The following is a 15080-nucleotide window of genomic DNA, read 5'->3' on the forward strand; positions in this document are numbered from 1 at the left end:
AATTATTGGACTATGACCGTTAATTTACCTCTCCCTCAAAAAGCTGATCTGAAACCCGTTAAGGGCTTTGCCATGGGTATTGCAGAAGCTGGCATTAAAAAAGCCAATCGCAAAGATTTGCTAGTGATGACGCTTGCGCCGGGTTCTCAGGTGGCAGGCGTATTTACCTTAAATCGATTCTGTGCTGCTCCCGTTCAAGTTTGTCGTGAGCATTTGGCACAAGATGGCGCTAAAGGTGAAATAAGAGCATTAGTGGTTAACACGGGTAATGCCAATGCGGGCACCGGTGAGCAGGGCATGAAACATGCTCAAGAGACTTGTCAGGCGCTGGCTAAAGAATTGAAGCTCAATCCTGAACAGATCTTGCCATTTTCAACGGGTGTGATCTTAGAGCCATTGCCGATTCAGAAAATTATTAGCGCGCTTCCTAAAGCGGTTGCAAACCTTGGTGAGAATCATTGGTTTGATGCTGCCCAAGCCATTATGACTACCGACACTCAGCCAAAAGCGAGCTCTGTCACAGTTCAAACTCCAGTTGGCCGAGTGGTGCTGACAGGTATCTGTAAAGGCGCAGGAATGATTCATCCCAATATGGCAACCATGTTGGGTTTTATTGCAACGGATGCGGGATTTGCTCCAGGATTGCTCAACGAGCTTACGCGCGAGGTAGCCGATCTTTCATTCAACGCCATCACAATTGATGGGGATACCTCTACTAATGATTCTTTCATCATCATGGCGACGGGTCAGTCTTCGGTAAGCATTCAGTCGACAAGCGATCCAAGTTATGCAGTATTACGCGATGCCCTGATTGATCTCGCTAGAAAATTAGCGCAAATGATTGTGCGCGATGGTGAGGGTGCAACCAAATTTATGACGATTGAGGTGTTGGGCGGCAAAACTCCAGAAGAATGTCGTTTGGTTGCAAAAGCAGTATCTCACTCACCTTTAGTCAAAACAGCATTCTTTGCTAGCGATCCAAATTTGGGACGGATATTGGCTGCCATTGGATATGCTGGCATTCAAGACTTGGATGTGAGTCGCGTCCAGATGTGGCTTGGCGATGTTTGGGTGGCCAAAGATGGTGGACGTAATCCGGACTATCAAGAGGCAGATGGCCAACGAGTAATGCAGGCTCCCGAAATCACGGTCAAGATTGACTTAGGTCGTGGCACTGCGTCTCAAACGATATGGACATGTGATTTATCACACGACTATGTATCAATTAATGCGGACTATCGCTCATAAGTAAGACTAATCCCATGAATGAAAAATTAGACCGTCTTTTAGAGCATCTAGAGACTTTTTTACCAAAGCCATTAACCGAAGAACAGTGGAAATCCTCTACTGCTTTTAGATGGCGTCGTCGAGATAGTATTTTTGGCAGCATCGGATTTTTACAGCCTGTAAAACATGTTGCAGACATTACCTTTGAAGATCTAAAAAACATTGATCGTCAACGTGATGCGATTCGAGATAACACGAAAAATTTCATACAGAAAAAGCCAGCAAATAATATTTTGCTAACTGGCGCAAGGGGTACAGGAAAGTCTTCCCTTATCAAGGCTAGTCTGCATGAATTTGCGAGCCAGGGATTACGTTTAGTGGAGGTGGAGAAAGAGCATTTGGCAGATCTCGCCGATATTACTGAGCTACTGGCAGACCGCCCTGAGCGGTTCATCATTTTCTGTGACGATCTGTCGTTTGAGGATGGCGAATCAGGCTATAAAGCCATGAAATCCGCCCTCGATGGCTCCGTTTCTGCCCAGGTCGACAATATCTTGATCTATGCCACTTCAAATCGCCGCCATTTGTTGCCCGAATATATGAAGGACAACGAAGGCTATGTGCATAGTGATGATGGTGAAATTCATCCAGGGGAAGTCGTAGAAGAAAAGATCTCTCTTTCGGAGCGATTTGGCTTATGGCTTTCTTTTTATCCGCCAAAGCAAGATGAGTACCTAGCCATCGTTGCGCATTGGTTGGCGCATTTTGGTTTAAGCAATTCGCAAATTGAAGCAGCTAGATCTGAAGCGCTCGTTTGGGCTTTAGAGCGTGGCTCACGTTCAGGTCGAGTAGCTTGGCAGTTTGCCAAACATTGGGCTGGCTCTCACGCTTAAAGCAATCCCTTGAACTCAATAGATCGACCCATTACTGAAGTAGCCGCAGGAATCTTAATTGATGAATCTGGTCGCTATCTTTTAGGTCAACGACCAGAAGGTAAACCATATGCTGGCTACTGGGAAGTTCCAGGAGGAAAAATTGAAAAAGGGGAATCCGTTTTTCAGGCATTAAAGCGAGAGCTTCATGAAGAGTTAGGAATTGATATTCAATCTAGTGAAGAGTTAACCGTTCTTGAACATGATTACCCGCATGCATATGTCCGTTTGCATGTCAGCGTTATTCGAAATTGGAGTGGCACCCCGAAGGGCTGTGAGGGGCAGGCTCTATCTTGGGAGATTTTGGGTGCCGAGAAGCCAAGTGTTGAGCCCTTGTTGCCAGCCGCTTGGCCAATGCTGGAAAGGCTAAAAGCCTTATTGACCTAGAACTGACAGAGTGTCAGTTTAAAAGGCACATCTTTATTAGCGGGTTGTGCTTTTTTGTCACGATCAGACTGCATGAAGCGGATCGAAAGTAGATATTTATTGGCACTAATTTCTGAGAAGAGCGTGTCATCCTCAACAGCAATACGCATGAGTTGATAGACTTTTCCAGAAGGTGCTTGCTGAAAAGATCCGCTGTGAGCAACGACATCTTTAGCCTCACCTGATTGACGCAGTAAACGCAAAAATAATTGACAAGCATCTTGCCAGGGCAACAAAGGCGCAATATAACTTTCTAATAATTTTCGTCGTTCAGTCGACGGACTATTTTTCCAAGCGTGGTAACTTGGTAAATCAATCGGGCTTGTTCCACCAGGAATATTTAGACGAGTGCGTATGCCATTGAGCCATTCACTCTCAGAAATGATTAAATTTGGCCTACCTGCGGATTGGTTGATTTTGGATGCGACCGAATCAATCTCATTTAAAGTTTGTGTGAGAGCTTCTTGGTCAACCTTTTGAGATGACTTCAATCCATTAAGAGCATATTTCTGGCGTTCAAATTCTTTTAAGAGCAGGGATTTGATGTCACCACGTGCGCCAATGTCACCAAGATCAAACAAAATAGCGATTGCATTGTGATGCAATTCAGGGTCATCAGACCGAATGAAATGATTAAAGCGGGCGAACAAATACTCCAGTCGAAGCATGCTTCGAACTAATTCATTGAAAGGGTATTCGTAGACGATCACAAGCCCATATTCTATGACGAACTGCGTTACCCCTTCTGAATTTCGAGGATTTTTTGGTTTAGCTGATTTACTTGATTAATGAGCTGATCGAGACTGCCTTGATTTTCGATAACAAAATCGGCATGAGCCAGGCGATCATCTCGAGAGGCTTGAGTTTGGAGAATTTTCTCAACCTCGGTTCTCGGTAAATTGTTGCGCTGCATTACCCTGGTGATTTGGGTCTCTACAGGGCAATCAACCACTACCAATCGGTCAATCAGATCTATCCAAGTGCCAGATTCAAGGAGGAGTGGAACGACAAAAACGAGATAAGGTGCACCGCCGCTGGCTTGCTGGAAGGCTTGTTTAATGGTTTCTTGGCGGATTAGGGGGTGGGTGATTGATTCCAGTGCTTTCTTGGCTTCTGGCTTATTAAAAACCAGGGCGCGCATCTTAGTCCGGTCTAAGGCGCCATTGGCATCAATGTAGTCTGGGCCAAAATGCTCGCGTATAGGATTGATTGCTGAGCCGTTTGCTGCAGTAATTTGATGAGCAATGACATCGGTATCAATAACTCCAGCACCTAATTTACCCAATTGATCGCTAACAGCAGTTTTTCCGGAGCCAATTCCGCCTGTGAGACCAATAAGGGGGATGACCCCCTTAAGTCCCTTTAAGTTGGACTGTTCAGAATAAGGGCTTGAAGATGTTGTGGCCATAACAACTCAATAATGCCAGCAAACGCAAGAAACGGTCCAAAAGGAAATGCAGTATGAATATTTTGCTTTTGATAACGCAGCCACAGGACTCCTCCAATGGCGCCGCTGATGGAAGCAATTAGAAGAATGCTGGGGATGGCTTCGATTCCAAGCCATGCCCCGAGGGCTGATAAAAGCTTTGCGTCCCCCAGGCCAACCCCATGCTGTTTCTTTATTTGAAAGTACGCTTGATCCAGGTTCCACAATAGGGCATAGCCAATAATTGCGCCGAGAAGGCTATTTAGGGGGCTTGCAAACCCTGCGTAAAGTAATCCACCAATCGTATTGAAGATTAATCCAACTGCAATCATCGGAATGGTGATGGAATTAGGCAATTGAAAAGAATGTAAATCAATGTAAGCCAGAAAAATAAGTGCGGTGATGAGCACTACTTTTAGTATTACTAGGAATGTAAATACATCCATCAAACAATTTGCCCCAACTGAAAGATTGGTAGATACAGAATTATGACAAGACTGCCAATAATGATTCCAATCAAAATGATTAGCAAGGGTTCCAAGGTTTGTCCGAGATTATTTAATTGTTTACTGAGTTGTTCACTCAGTGTTTTAGCGCGTTTATTAAGCATATTTGCCAGAAAGCCACTCTGACTGGAAATATGAAGTAGTTGAAGGGTTTCAAAGTCAAAGAATCGATTTTTGGGGTCTGCCTTTTGCAGCGCTTCCCCTAGCGACCAGCCGCGGGTGATGTGTTTGAATACCTCAGCGCTAAGATCGTGGGTAGTCCAGTGATTGGATGAGTGGGCTGTAACTCGTAATGCATCTGGCAGAGGTAGGCCCGATTCTAGTAAGTGTCCCAATGTGCGACACCAGTATTGAAGAGCTGAAATCCGAAAAAGCTTACCTAGTAATGGAATATGAAGAGTCCATTGATCACATTTCTTTTGTAGGTAGATGTATTTACTCCAACCGAAGAAAAGCGCAATAAAGAAAAAGATGAGACAAATACTCATTTCAATAAAGTAATTTTGAATAGCGGTAGAAATCTGAATAAGCGCCTTAGTAGCTGAAGGTAGATCGGCTTGAAAATTTTCAAAAACTTCTTTGAATACGGGTATCACCCATACCATCATCACAATTAATAATAAAAAAGAAGTTCCCAATGTTGTGATGGGATAAGTTAAGGCTTGTCTAATTTTTTGCTTAAGTTGAATTTGGGCTTCTAGTTGTTGGGTGATAATTTCAAGCGCGAGTTGCATATTGCCTGTGCGCTCACTGACTCGAATGAGATTAATCAATTCAACGGCAAACAAATTACCTTGAGTGGCTAAGCTTTGAGAGAAGCTATTACCTTTATTGAGTTGACCCTGAATAACTTTAAGCCATGGCTGCCAGTCTCTGGGCGCGCTAGACTGGATAAGTTGCATAGCATTGAGAAGGGGTAGACCAGCATTTAGGAGCGTTAATAATTGCTCTGAGAACTCCAATTGGCATTGCGAACTCAGTGCCATGAGTAAATTTCCGCTCTCAAAGAGACCTGATCAATTAATCCCGCATTGATATGTCGTGATCCCGCCTCGTTCATGCTGATATACGCCAGCGAAGGATTGACAACTTGTTCGACATTTAAAACTTCATGAACGCCAATGCGACCTAAGTAAGTAATTCCCTTGCAGGCTCTGCAAGGATTAATAGATTGATCAGACCCACCATCAAACTTTTGCTCTCTGCAATAAGGGCAACGTGCTCTAACAAGGCGCTGTGAGCTCACACACAATAAACAGGATTCAAGCAATTCTCTTTCTACACCCAGACTTTGAAGTCGGGATAGGGCACTTCTTGCGTCGCGTGTGTGAAGGGTGCTGAGAACAAGGTGCCCAGTCTGTGCCGCTTGGATGGCTAGGTTCGCAGTAGCACCATCTCGAATCTCGCCAATCATGATGACATCAGGATCTTGGCGCAGTAGTGCTTTGATAATGGTCGAAAACTCCAGGCCAGCGCGTGGATGGTAGGCCACTTGATTTACGCCAGGCAGACGAATTTCAATGGGGTCTTCAATGCTACATAGATTGCGGTGCGTTTGATTCAGTTTGTTAAGGCAGCTATAGAGAGTGCGCGTTTTGCCGCTGCCAGTTGGGCCAGTTACCAGAATTAGACCATTTGGCTGGGCAATTGCAGTTTGCAAGAGATCCAGTTGTTCGGGTAATAAACCAATTTTTTCAAGGTCAAGTTCCTTAATTTGACTCTGCAAAATGCGAATAACTGCTTTCTCGCCATAAAGTGTTGGTATTAAAGAAACACGACAATCAATTTCTGGGTTTGAAAAATTGAAGCCGATACACAGCCGTCCATCTTGTGGAACGCGTTTCTCTGCGATATCTAAACGCGCCAGTATTTTGATGCGAGTAATGAGCCGCTCGTGAAATTCAATCGGATACTCATATTGCGTCTGTAGCAATCCATCTACACGAATACGGACGAGGCTGCTTAAAGGGCGGGCCTCAATGTGAATATCGCTCGCCCTGGCATGAAGTGCATTTTCTGCTATCTCTTGCCAAGTACGAATAATAAAAGATTCATCATGAATGCTGATCAAGCTAAATCTTGGTCAATTTTAGGTCTGTAAAGTTTGACCGTTTTCACACCTTGATCATCAAACTGAACAATTTCCATCACGATCTCACCAATTTTGATGCTGACATCATGATCTGGAATGGCTTCTAGATTTTCGAGGATAAGGCCATTCAAGGTGCGTGGCCCATCTAGAGGGAGATCTAAGTTCAACAGGCGATTGAGATCTCGTAACGAGGCTCCACCACTAGCAAGATAGGTACCATCTGCTAGCCAGCGCGGATCGGTGGAAAGGTCAGAAAAAGAGGTGGTGAACTCCCCAATTAGCTCCTCCACAATATCCTCGAATGTCACTAAACCTAAAACTTCCCCATACTCATCGACAACTAAACTCAAGCGTTGTTGGTTGTCTTGAAAAAATTGCATCTGCTGCAATACTGGTGTACCAGTAGGGATAAAGTAAGGCTCATTGAGCAAGGCGCGGAAATCTTCATGCTGTAAATCGGAGTCGCCCAGTAGGGATAGAGCCTTCTTAACTGACAGGATACCGACGATACGCTCAGAATCCCCATCGCAAACCGGTAATTTATTGTGATAGCAAGTTTCTAACTGCTGAACGACCTCATCAATCGGTCTTGAAAGGTCTAGCAATTCAATTTTTGACCTAGGCGTCATAACATCATCGACGGTGATGTTCTCTAAATTAAATAAATTGAGCAAAATATTGCGATGATGATTTGACACAAAACGATTAGATTCCAGAACAAGGCTGCGTAATTCCTCTTTGCTCATAGTTCTGCTGTCGGAGGATGATTGCAAGCCCGAGACTCTCATTAATCCAGATACAAAGTTATTAATTAGCCACAGTAATGGAGCAAAGAGAAATGTGAGGGGCAGGATTAACCAGCCTACATTAGATGCGATCTTTTCTGGGAAGGCTGCGCCAATTACTTTTGGTGTGATTTCGCTGAAAATAATAATGAGCAAAGCGACGAGTAGAGTGGCAACAGATAAAACAAGCCCGCTCTCGCCAAATAAATGCAAAGCAATCCCAGTTACCAAAATTGGAAGAATGGTGTTGATCAAATTGTTCGAAATCAACAATACTGATAGCAGTGAGTCAATGCGTTTAAGTAATTTTTCAGCTAAAGCTGCCCCCGTATTTCCACTATTGGCCATCGCACGTAGGCGATGACGATTCGACGAGATCATGCTGGTCTCGGCCATAGAAAAGAAGCCTGAAAGGGCGAGTAAGAATAGGACTAAGGCTGCCTGACTATAAAGGGGCCAATCGTCAAAAAAGTTATCCATCTGTGTGCCTATGTAAATGCAGGATGATTCAATATAGCAAAGTGGGGTTACACAAGCTATAGATCAAATGCGTTAAGTCATCATCCTGTTTGCTGAAATTGTGTGAGAATCTTTCTTATGCCTCGGACAAAAGACTCTGTAACCATCAAAAGCGCAAGTTATTGTGTGATTGAAGCCCCATTTGGTCGATTGGGTATCGCGACTGAATTGGTTGATGGCAGTCTAATGTTGTCAAAAATTGACTATCTTCCTGTGAGCAAGGCTTTGTCATCACCCCAAAATGCTTTAGCTAAAGAAGTGGCCAAGCAATGTAAAGCGTATTTTAAAGATCCGAACTATCAATTCGATCTTCCCATGAAGCCATCAGGAACCGTTCACCAACAGAAAGTCTGGCAAAGTATTCGGAAGATTCCAGCGGGGGAGGCAAAAACGTATGGAGAGATTGCCCGAGCAATTAAGAGTGGGCCACGCGCAGTTGGCACAGCCTGTGGCGCAAACCCTTTTCCCTTAATTACACCCTGCCATCGAGTAGTTTCTGCTCAAGGTATTGGTGGATTCATGAAAGAAAACTCACCAGGCCTATATCGTCAAATTAAGACTTGGTTGCTAAAGCACGAGGGCGTGCTCTAGATCTTAGTCATTTTTCTAAGATTTTTAGAGGAGCAGTGAAAAAAGATTTTCATCAAAAGATCGCTATGAATAGCAAGCCCAGTAAAGCTGTAAAAAGTCATCACCGTTCTTCTGGATAACTTCACTTCATTCTTATTATTAAATTCGGTACGCTGAGCAATTTTGCTGAGTGTCATCACGGCTAAGCCAAAAGCTAGAAAGCAGAAACGTCTTATTCCACTATCTTGTTTTGGAACTAGCAAAATGTACCGCAAAGAGTCCTGTAGTTTTTCATAGGCAATCTGCAGAAGATTAGATTGGCTCATATCGGCAGGCTTCCAAGAAACTCCACGCGCTTTGTCTTCAGGAGAGTCCTTTAGGATATTGGTCATTTGTAGCGCTTGACCAAAAGCAATTGCTAGACTCTCTTTGCTTTGGAAGCTTTTGGCAAATGCAGTTGAGTGATTGCCAAATACCGTTGTTAAGAGTTCCCCAACAACGCCGGCAACAACATAGCAATATTTTTCAAATTCTTTTAGATCTTGAAGTCCAGCTTGGTTTTGCTTATCATGGAAATAAGACATCCCATCAGACATGATCGATATGCATCTACTGACTGCCGCTTGATCTTCCTTAGAGCATGTGTGCAAAATTCTTAAGACCGTTGGCGTATGTGCAATGAGATCTAGTTCATCAAGATTGCCGTAATCTCGAAGTGCCAAGAGACAGGCATTTACGAAGTCCTGTGCAGGCAATCGTTCCAAAACACAATCCAAAAATAGTTTAGATAGTTCCTGTTTCGTACTGACGCTTAAATTAGCTGCGTCCTCGATGGTATCGATGATCCGACAAAGTAAGTAGGTGTTACCTACGACCTTTTCGATTGCAGGGGGGAGAAGGGGAATGGTTAGTGCAAAGGTTCTGGATACCGAACGCAAAATGGTCTTTTGGTAAGCCAAATCCTGGGCTTGGCTGTCGTTAAGGCTTGCGGTGAGGCTGGATGTAGGCGATTGCACCCGCCCATTATGTCAGACGTAGTGGTATTGAAGCGGCAGTGAATTGGGCTTTCATTTCCTTACTAACAAAAGTGACATAGCCATATAATTTCATCTAATTCTTTTAGGGGAAATCTGGCGTGCTGATTTGGTTCGTCATCATTTATTGGGTGGTATCAGTCGGCATTGGCTTGTGGGCTGCTCTACGCGTTAAAAATACTGCTGACTTTGCTGCGGCAGGACATAGCCTCCCCATGCCAATCGTTACAGCTACGGTTTTCGCTACTTGGTTTGGATCTGAGACGGTTTTAGGTATTCCTGCTACTTTCCTAAAAGAGGGTCTGGGTGGGGTAGTCTCTGATCCATTTGGATCCTCTTTATGTTTAATTCTGGTCGGTCTCTTTTTTGCGCGTCATTTGTACAACAGACGTATGTTGACGATCGGTGACTTCTTTCGTGAAAAATATGGTCGCACAGTTGAAGTTCTAGTTACGCTTTGCATCGTCGTTTCTTATTTGGGTTGGGTAGCCGCCCAGATCAAGGCCTTGGGTTTGGTCTTTAGTGTTGTATCTGAGGGCAGCATTTCTCAAACGGGCGGCATGATGATTGGCGCTGCCAGCGTTTTGATCTATACCTTGTTTGGCGGTATGTGGTCTGTGGCAATTACCGACTTTATTCAGATGATCATTATTGTGATTGGCATGCTGTATATCGGTGGAGAGATGACAGCTCAAACTGGTGGCATTAGCGTGGTGATTGAGCATGCCGCCGCAGCTGGTCAATTTAGCAATTTTTTGCCTGATATGAATTTGGCGTCCATCTTGGGGTTTGTTGCTGCGCTTTGCACCATGATGCTGGGCTCCATTCCTCAGCAGGATGTGTTCCAGCGCATTACCTCAAGCAAGAACGTCACCATTGCCGTTAACGCTGCAATTTTGGGTGGCGTACTATATTTTATTTTTGCGTTTGTACCGATGTACTTGGCATATTCAGCAACATTAATTAGTCCGGATCTAGTGAAGCAATATCTCAATACTGATCCGCAGATGATTCTGCCTAAATTGATTTTGAATCACGTCCCAATCATTGCGCAGGTGATGTTCTTCGGTGCACTGCTCTCTGCAATCAAGAGTTGTGCAAGCGCAACTCTATTGGCACCTTCGGTAACCTTTGCTGAAAATATTGTTCGAGGCTTTTTCAAGCACCTATCTGATCATGCGCTATTGAAAATTATGCGAATCACAGTTTTATGTTTCGCAGTGGTGGTGACATTCTTTGCTGTGAACTCCGAGCTGTCTATTTTTAAGATGGTGGAGAGTGCATACAAGGTGACCTTGGTTGCCGCATTTGTGCCACTCGCATTTGGGGTGTATTGGTCAAGAGCAAATTCTTTGGGAGGTTTGCTGGCGGTGGTTGGCGGTTTGACTGTGTGGATTAGCTCTGAAATCCTGGCTCCCAACGCCATCATGCCGCCTCAGTTAGCGGGACTGCTAGCAAGTATTGCAGGGATGATTTTGGGTAGTCTAGTTCCAAAAGACGATCTCAAGGCGGTTTAAAGCAATGCATGCCTAAAAAATAGGCAATCAAATTTGTTGCACCGCAAAACATTCACATTAAAATGAAACTAATTCAAAATTTTTTATTCTTGTGGAGTTCCTATGAAAATCTGTGTGATCGGTGGAGGTGGCGCTATTGGCGGCTACCTAGCTGTCATGTTGGCGAGAGCGGGCAATGATGTAACGGTTGTTGCGCGTGGCGCTACTTTAGCTGCCATTAAAGAACGTGGTCTAGCTCTAATTATGGATGAGCAACCTGAGCCATTGGTTGCACAGGTAAAGGCAGTCGAAAAGATTCGTGATGCCGAGACACCAGACGTTGTTATTTTGGCAGTGAAAGCGCATCAAGTGGAGCCAATCATTGATGACTTAGCAGCCATCATGGGGCCAGAAACTATTTTGATTCCGATGCAAAACGGAATTCCTTGGTGGTATTTCCAGAAGTTGGGTGGCGAGTATCAAGATCATTCTGTTGAGACTGTGGATGCTGGTGGACTTGCTAAGAAGGCAATTAATCCAAACAACATCATTGGTTGTGTTGTTTATCCAGCTACCTTTACACAAGCTCCTGGCGTGATTCGTCACGTTGAAGGCAATCGTTTCCCATTGGGTGAGTTGGATGGCAAGACAACCGATCGCATCCAAAAAATGTCAGAGATGATGAGTGCCGCAGGCTTCAAGTCTCCGATTCTGGATGATATCCGCTCAGAGATTTGGTTAAAGCTTTGGGGCAATATGACTTTCAATCCAATCAGCTCGCTGACACATGGAACACTTGAAGGTATCTGCCAATATCCGTTAACCAAAGAGTTGGCGCGCAACATGATGGCTGAGGCACAAACGATCGCTGAAAAGTTGGGCGTTACTTTTCGTGTGGATATCGAGCGTCGTATTGCTGGCGCGGAGAAGGTCGGTAAACATAAAACTTCGATGTTGCAAGACCTAGAGGCAGGTCGTAGCCTAGAGATTGATGCACTCCTAGGTTCAGTAATTGAATTGGGTCGCATTACCCAGACCCCAACTCCTTGCCTAAATACAGTCTTTGCTCTAACGAAGTACTTGGATGAAAACGTTCAAGCCTCTAAAGGTAGCTTGGCTTTGCCTTCAGTATCGGGTTATTAAAAAATAATTTGAGTTATTTGATTCATTTAACTCATTTCTTTTCGCGGTAGTTAAAAAGCCCTTACTTTTAGCAAGGGCTTTTACTTAACGGCCTGTCGATAAGCGTTTATTCGAAACGATTATCCAGTCTACCAACGCCATCAATGATGATGCTCACGTTGCTTCCAGGTTTCATGGATCCAACGCCGACTGAGGTGCCGCAAGCAATAATGTCGCCAGGTTCAAGTGGAACATCTTGTGAAATGAGACTCGCTAATTTAGCGGGCGGGAAGATCATGTCTGCAACAGGATAGTTTTGGCGCTCTTGATCGTTCAAGATCGTTTTGATGGTGAGCTTGCTTGGATCTACATCAGTAGTGATGTAAGGGCCAAACACACCAAAGGTATTAAAGCTTTTAGAGCGCGTCCACTGAGCGTAGCCAGGATCACGATTCAGAATTTCAATAGCAGTGACATCATTGATGCAGGTGTAGCCAAAAATCGCTTTAGCCGCTTCAGATTCATCTGCTTCGTGGATGCGTTTGCCAATCACAATGCCTAGTTCACCTTCATAAACCACTTTCCCTGAGTAAGACTTGGGTGTACGAATGACTTGATTTGCCGCCAGGAATGAATTATTCCCTTTTAAGAAATACAGCGGTTCAGTTGGCACTGTGTGTTCAAGCTTAGTCACGAGCGCATGAAAGTTATCCACCATGGCAACCATTTTGGAAGGGGTGCAAGGGATATCAATGGTGACTTCTGCTAACGGAATTGTTTCACCGGTGGGTGAAGGGCTATTAAACAAATCACCTGAATAGACGGCAATCTGATCCCCTTGAACTTGCCCTAATCCACTTTTGCCTTGATGTTGAAATCTGAGCCATTGAGCCATAATGGTTTCCTAAAAGTTAAATATTGAATAGGCGATATCTTACAGGGCGGACTTATGTCTCAAGTAACTGAACTTGTTTTTGCACCAGAATGGGATCGGCCAGTTCCTTATATGGAGCGGACGCGCAACTATTACTTAGGCTTAGGCTACGACAATCCCTATGTATGGGCACATTACGTAGAGGTTCCATTTAGCCCCCTCAAAAAACCGCTGAACGAATCTGTATTGGCATTAATTACCACCGCAGTTCCATATGACCCGCAAAAAGGGAATCAAGGGCCTGGTGCGCCATATAACGCAGCAGCAAAGTTTTATAAACCATACCAGCAATCTATTGATGCGAACGCTGACCTAAGAATTGCACATGTTGGTATTGATCGCAAGAACGCCAACATGGAAGATAGTCACTGCTGGTTTCCGCTAGAGGCGGCTAAGCAGGCAAAACAAGGCGGTAGGATTAAAGCGCTATCACCCCATTTTTATGGCCTCCCAACTAATCGTAGTCAGCGACATACTTTAGAGATAGATGCTCCAATTATTTTGGAGATGTTGCGTGCCGATCATGTAGATGCGGCGGTATTAATTCCGAATTGCCCTATTTGTCATCAGAGTCAAAGTTTATTGGCGCGCTATTTAGAGGCCGAAGGAATTTCTACGGTCGTAATGGGCGCAGCAAAAGATATCGTGGAGTTTTGTGGCGTGCCCAGATTTTTGTTTAGTGATTTCCCCCTCGGTAATGCTGCAGCTAAACCGTATGACGCTGTATCCAGGCAATTGAATTTTGAATTGGCTTTGCGTCTTTTGGAATCGGCACCAGCGCCCAGAACTACTGTGCAATCCCCATTGGTTTGGTCTTTGGATCCGAGTTGGAAATTAGATTATTCCAATATAGAGAGACTCTCTAAAGACGAGGTTGCACGATTGCGTGAGGAGGCCGAGCAGGCTCGAATTACTGCGCGTGAACTACGTATGAATAGCGTTGGGTCTTAAGTTTGTCTAGCAAGTGAGTAGACGCATAGATCACGTAATGCAGTAGTTGCTTCATTGCTTGGAAAGTCTTGAATGCATTCCAAGGCTAAGTCCGCTTCACGTTTAGCGGCGGCTTGTGTGTAATCAAGTGCACCAGAATTTTGTACCGCACTTAAGATTTGGGCAAAGACGTCCTCAGGCAAATCTTGGTTTTGTTCAATCGCTGCCCGCACCAGAATTTGTTCTGCATGCGTGCCATTCTCAAGAAGATAGATCAGCGGCAAGGTAGGTTTGCCTTCACGTAAATCATCTCCTGCATTTTTGCCCATTTGAGCTGCATTAGCGGTGTAGTCCAACAGGTCATCCATGAGTTGGAAGGCGGTGCCAATGTGTCTTCCAAATGCCGCAGCTTGTTCTCGTTGTACATCACTGGCTTGAGCCAAAATAGCGCCAAGCTCGGTTGATGCTTCGAATAACTTGGCAGTTTTATAACGAATCACTTGTAGATAACTTGCTTCATCCACTTCGGGATCATTCATATTGAGTAATTGCAATACCTCGCCTTCAGCAATCGTATTGGTTGCATCCGACAGAATTTGCATTACTCGAAGATCATTGGGTCCCACCATCATCTGGAAGGCTCTGGAATACAAAAAATCACCCACTAAAACGCTAGCTGCATTTCCGAAGGCGGCATTAGCGGTTTCACGACCTCTTCTGAGTGTCGATTCGTCGACTACATCGTCGTGTAAGAGGGTGGCTGTATGGATAAATTCAACCACAGCAGCCATTTCTAGGGTGTGTGGGGTTGGTTTGCCGTTGGCAAGTGCTTTAGCAATTAACATCAATAAAGCGGGCCTTACCCGTTTTCCACCCGCTTGGATGATGTATGAAGAAATCTGGTCAATAAGGGCTACTTTTGAGGCTAAACGAGCTCGAATTACTTGATCTAAGTCCTTGAATTCTAAGGAAATTGGCGCCAGTATTTGGCTAAGGTCATTGGTTTTGACAGTGCTCGTCATGCAAGATATAATAATCGGCTTAGCTAATCCAAGGTGGATTGGTTTAAATGAAGATATTA

General features: G+C 44.5%; 16 protein-coding genes. 7 read left to right on the forward strand and 9 right to left on the reverse strand.

Going from position 1 to position 15080, the window contains the following annotated elements:
* The first annotated feature begins 12 nt into the window (after window positions 1-12).
* From argJ to NHB35_RS00985, 3 genes are read left to right on the forward strand one after another with little or no spacing between them, the layout of a single operon-like run.
* Window positions 13-1248 (forward strand): bifunctional glutamate N-acetyltransferase/amino-acid acetyltransferase ArgJ, encoded by a 1236-nt coding sequence (gene argJ / locus NHB35_RS00975; RefSeq protein WP_353432506.1) that lies wholly within the window; start codon window positions 13-15, stop codon window positions 1246-1248.
* A 14-nt stretch (window positions 1249-1262) separates the two neighbouring features.
* Window positions 1263-2120, forward strand: a complete 858-nt coding sequence (locus NHB35_RS00980; RefSeq protein WP_353432507.1) for an ATP-binding protein — start codon at window positions 1263-1265, stop codon at window positions 2118-2120.
* Window positions 2121-2129: 9 nt separating this feature from the next.
* Window positions 2130-2546, forward strand: a complete 417-nt coding sequence (locus NHB35_RS00985) for an NUDIX domain-containing protein (protein WP_353432508.1) — start codon at window positions 2130-2132, stop codon at window positions 2544-2546.
* Here NHB35_RS00985 and zapD read toward each other — a convergent pair.
* From zapD to NHB35_RS01015, 6 genes are read right to left on the reverse strand one after another with little or no spacing between them, the layout of a single operon-like run.
* A complete protein-coding gene (gene zapD / locus NHB35_RS00990) occupies window positions 2543-3295 on the reverse strand; it encodes a cell division protein ZapD (protein WP_353432509.1) in 753 nt (250 codons plus the stop codon). The genes NHB35_RS00985 and zapD overlap by 4 nt on opposite strands.
* Before the next feature lie 26 nt (window positions 3296-3321).
* Entirely contained in the window at window positions 3322-3930 is a 609-nt protein-coding gene (gene coaE / locus NHB35_RS00995; RefSeq protein ID WP_353433360.1) for a dephospho-CoA kinase, read from the reverse strand.
* A gap of 17 nt (window positions 3931-3947) precedes the next feature.
* Window positions 3948-4457 carry an A24 family peptidase gene (locus NHB35_RS01000; protein WP_353432510.1) on the reverse strand — a complete coding sequence of 170 codons (510 nt, stop codon included), beginning with the start codon at window positions 4455-4457 and terminating at the stop codon, window positions 3948-3950.
* Window positions 4457-5503 (reverse strand): type II secretion system F family protein, encoded by a 1047-nt coding sequence (locus NHB35_RS01005; protein ID WP_353432511.1) that lies wholly within the window; start codon window positions 5501-5503, stop codon window positions 4457-4459. The genes NHB35_RS01000 and NHB35_RS01005 overlap by 1 nt, the downstream gene beginning before the upstream one ends.
* Window positions 5494-6588, reverse strand: coding sequence for a GspE/PulE family protein (locus NHB35_RS01010; RefSeq protein WP_353432512.1), 1095 nt, complete (start codon window positions 6586-6588; stop codon window positions 5494-5496). Before NHB35_RS01010 ends, NHB35_RS01005 begins: the two co-directional genes overlap by 10 nt.
* Window positions 6585-7874 carry a CNNM domain-containing protein gene (locus NHB35_RS01015; protein WP_353432513.1) on the reverse strand — a complete coding sequence of 430 codons (1290 nt, stop codon included), beginning with the start codon at window positions 7872-7874 and terminating at the stop codon, window positions 6585-6587. The genes NHB35_RS01010 and NHB35_RS01015 overlap by 4 nt, the downstream gene beginning before the upstream one ends.
* 117 nt (window positions 7875-7991) lie before the next feature.
* Here NHB35_RS01015 and NHB35_RS01020 point away from each other — a divergent pair, with 117 nt between their 5' ends.
* Window positions 7992-8504: a methylated-DNA--[protein]-cysteine S-methyltransferase gene (locus tag NHB35_RS01020; protein WP_353432514.1), complete on the forward strand. Its 513-nt coding sequence runs from the start codon at window positions 7992-7994 to the stop codon at window positions 8502-8504.
* Here the strand turns inward: NHB35_RS01020 and NHB35_RS01025 are convergent.
* A complete protein-coding gene (locus tag NHB35_RS01025; RefSeq protein ID WP_353432515.1) occupies window positions 8501-9499 on the reverse strand; it encodes a squalene/phytoene synthase family protein in 999 nt (332 codons plus the stop codon). The genes NHB35_RS01020 and NHB35_RS01025 overlap by 4 nt on opposite strands.
* A gap of 119 nt (window positions 9500-9618) precedes the next feature.
* Between NHB35_RS01025 and NHB35_RS01030 the strand changes: the two genes are divergently transcribed.
* Together NHB35_RS01030 and NHB35_RS01035 are read left to right on the forward strand one after the other, a co-directional pair.
* Complete coding sequence (locus tag NHB35_RS01030) at window positions 9619-11034, forward strand: sodium:solute symporter family protein (RefSeq protein ID WP_353432516.1); 1416 nt, start codon at window positions 9619-9621, stop codon at window positions 11032-11034.
* A gap of 102 nt (window positions 11035-11136) precedes the next feature.
* Complete coding sequence (locus NHB35_RS01035; RefSeq protein WP_353432517.1) at window positions 11137-12156, forward strand: 2-dehydropantoate 2-reductase; 1020 nt, start codon at window positions 11137-11139, stop codon at window positions 12154-12156.
* Window positions 12157-12262: 106 nt separating this feature from the next.
* Here the strand turns inward: NHB35_RS01035 and NHB35_RS01040 are convergent, their stop codons facing one another.
* The gene (locus NHB35_RS01040; protein ID WP_353432518.1) at window positions 12263-13030 is read right to left on the reverse strand and encodes a fumarylacetoacetate hydrolase family protein; all 768 of its coding nucleotides are present in this window, start codon (window positions 13028-13030) and stop codon (window positions 12263-12265) included.
* Window positions 13031-13084: 54 nt separating this feature from the next.
* Between NHB35_RS01040 and NHB35_RS01045 the strand changes: the two genes are divergently transcribed.
* Entirely contained in the window at window positions 13085-14020 is a 936-nt protein-coding gene (locus tag NHB35_RS01045; RefSeq protein WP_353432519.1) for a glycine/sarcosine/betaine reductase selenoprotein B family protein, read from the forward strand.
* Here NHB35_RS01045 and NHB35_RS01050 read toward each other — a convergent pair.
* Window positions 14017-15021 carry a polyprenyl synthetase family protein gene (locus tag NHB35_RS01050; protein WP_353432520.1) on the reverse strand — a complete coding sequence of 335 codons (1005 nt, stop codon included), beginning with the start codon at window positions 15019-15021 and terminating at the stop codon, window positions 14017-14019. The genes NHB35_RS01045 and NHB35_RS01050 overlap by 4 nt on opposite strands.
* Window positions 15022-15080 lie beyond the last annotated feature (59 nt).

It is taken from the genome of Polynucleobacter sp. MWH-UH23A, from assembly GCF_040409805.1.
GTDB lineage: Bacteria > Pseudomonadota > Gammaproteobacteria > Burkholderiales > Burkholderiaceae > Polynucleobacter.

Excerpts from the sequence above, each read along its gene's own strand:
- argJ (WP_353432506.1), top strand. The coding sequence starts at position 13 with ATGACCGTTAATTTACCTCTCCCTCAAAAAGCTGATCTGAAACCCGTT.
- NHB35_RS00980 (WP_353432507.1), top strand. The coding sequence starts at position 1,263 with ATGAATGAAAAATTAGACCGTCTTTTAGAGCATCTAGAGACTTTTTTA.
- NHB35_RS01000 (WP_353432510.1), bottom strand. The coding sequence starts at position 4,457 with ATGGATGTATTTACATTCCTAGTAATACTAAAAGTAGTGCTCATCACC.
- NHB35_RS01005 (WP_353432511.1), bottom strand. The coding sequence starts at position 5,503 with ATGGCACTGAGTTCGCAATGCCAATTGGAGTTCTCAGAGCAATTATTA.
- NHB35_RS01015 (WP_353432513.1), bottom strand. The coding sequence starts at position 7,874 with ATGGATAACTTTTTTGACGATTGGCCCCTTTATAGTCAGGCAGCCTTA.
- NHB35_RS01020 (WP_353432514.1), top strand. The coding sequence starts at position 7,992 with ATGCCTCGGACAAAAGACTCTGTAACCATCAAAAGCGCAAGTTATTGT.
- NHB35_RS01035 (WP_353432517.1), top strand. The coding sequence starts at position 11,137 with ATGAAAATCTGTGTGATCGGTGGAGGTGGCGCTATTGGCGGCTACCTA.
- NHB35_RS01040 (WP_353432518.1), bottom strand. The coding sequence starts at position 13,030 with ATGGCTCAATGGCTCAGATTTCAACATCAAGGCAAAAGTGGATTAGGG.
- NHB35_RS01045 (WP_353432519.1), top strand. The coding sequence starts at position 13,085 with ATGTCTCAAGTAACTGAACTTGTTTTTGCACCAGAATGGGATCGGCCA.
- NHB35_RS01050 (WP_353432520.1), bottom strand. The coding sequence starts at position 15,021 with ATGACGAGCACTGTCAAAACCAATGACCTTAGCCAAATACTGGCGCCA.